1 protein-coding gene is annotated in these 1,346 nt (G+C 64.0%); it reads left to right on the top strand.

Annotated elements, in window-relative coordinates:
* The coding region (gene tnpC / locus BSIN_RS02025) for an IS66 family transposase (protein WP_143757272.1) at positions 1 to 1,346 on the top strand (1,346 nt) is incomplete at both ends.

Here is a 1,346-nt window from a genome sequence, read left to right as displayed (position 1 = left end):
AGCATCTGAAGCTGCTGATCGCGAAACTGCGCCGCATGCAGTTCGGCCGGAGCTCCGAGAAGCTCGACCGTCAGATCGAGCAGCTCGAGTTGCGACTGGAAGAGCTCGAGGCCGACGAAGGCGCTGCCCCCATCGAGATTCCGAAGACGCCGCGTATCGCACCGGAACAAGCGCCGCGCAAACCGCTCCCCGAGCATCTGCCACGCGAGATCCTGACGTACTGGCCGGAATCGGGCAAAACCTGCACGGCGTGCGGCGGTGCCATGAAGCAACTCGGCGAGGACATCTCCGAGCAGCTGGAATATGTACCGGCCAGCTTCCGCGTGATCCGCCATATGCGCCCGAAACTGGCATGCACGTGCTGCGACCACATTACACAAGCTGCTGCGCCGAGCCGCCCCATCGAGCGTGGCCTGGCTGGCCCGGGCTTGCTGGCCCATGTGCTGGTCTCGAAGTTCGCGGACCATCTGCCGCTGTACCGCCAGTCGGCGATCTATGCGCGCGAGGGTGTCGATCTGGATCGCTCGTTGCTGGCGAAATGGGTGGGTCATGGCGCGAGCCTGATGCAACCGCTGGTCGACGCCTTACGCCGGCACGTCATGGCAGCCACCAAACTGCATGCCGACGATACGCCAGTGCCTGTGCTCGCGCCAGGCAATGGCAAGACGAAAACCGGACGGCTGTGGGTCTACGTGCGCGACGATCGGAACTCGGGCGACATGACGCCGCCGGCTGTCTGGTTCGCCTATACGGCCGACCGCAAGGGCGTCCATCCGCAGCAGCATCTCGAATCGTTCAACGGCACGCTGCAGGCGGATGCCTACGGCGGATATCAGGCGATTTACGAAACCGGGCGGGTAGCCGAAGCAGCTTGCTGGGCACATGCTCGGCGACAGTTCTACGAACTGCACGCCGCACGCCCGAATGCCTTGAACACCGAGGCGCTGGAGCGTATCGGCGCGTTGTACAAGATCGAGGAAGCGATCCGGGGCAAGCCGCCCGATGAGCGACAGGCGTACCGGCAAACACATAGCAGGCCCTTGCTCGATCAGCTCCATGCGTGGCTGAGTGCCACGCTGGAAACGCTCTCGCGCAAATCCGACACGAGTCGGGCGATTCTCTATGCGCTGAACCGGTGGGAAGCGCTCACACGCTACTGTGACGACGGGCGTCTGGAAATCGATAACCTGCCAGTTGAGCGCGCGTTGCGCGGGGTGGCGATCGGGCGCCGGAACTACCTGTTCGCCGGTGCGGACTCAGGTGGCGAGCGTGCGGCGGCGATCTACAGTCTGATCGGTACGGCCAAGCTCAACGGCATCGATCCTGAGGCGTATCTGCGCACCGTG

It is taken from the genome of Burkholderia singularis (assembly GCF_900176645.1).
GTDB classification, from domain to species: Bacteria; Pseudomonadota; Gammaproteobacteria; order Burkholderiales; family Burkholderiaceae; genus Burkholderia; species Burkholderia singularis.
Note: the sequence above shows the minus strand (reverse complement) of the source record. Positions and strands in the feature narration are given on the sequence as shown.